Source organism: Pseudomonas sp. PS01299, assembly GCF_029960145.1.
Classification (GTDB): Bacteria; Pseudomonadota; Gammaproteobacteria; order Pseudomonadales; family Pseudomonadaceae; genus Aquipseudomonas; species Aquipseudomonas putida_A.
In genome coordinates, this window is the sequence record NZ_JASCPO010000524.1 from 1 (window position 1) to 300 (window position 300).

General features: G+C 65.0%; 1 pseudogene. It reads right to left on the bottom strand.

Annotated features, from left to right (window positions below):
* A pseudogene (locus tag QMX91_RS31415) lies at positions 1–300 on the bottom strand (bifunctional glutamine synthetase adenylyltransferase/deadenyltransferase); the annotation flags it as partial.

A 300-nucleotide genomic window follows, 5' to 3' on the forward strand; every position in this document is an offset into this window, starting at 1 on the left:
GCACTAGCGCGCCGGATGAACCGTACGGACGCAGGCGCAAGTCGACGCGGAACACGAAGCCGGCTACCGTCATCGGGTCGAGGGCCTTGATCAGGCGCTGACCGAGGCGAATGAAGAATTCCTGATTATCCAGCGCGCGTTTCACGCCGACGGTTTCGCCGCCCTCGGGGTAGGCGAAGATCAGGGCGATGTCCGACGACAGGTTCAGCTCGACCGCGCCGAGCTTGCCCATGCCGAGGATGACCATCTGCTGCGGCAAGCCGCTGCTCCGGCCGGTCGGCGTACCGAACTGCTGGCAAT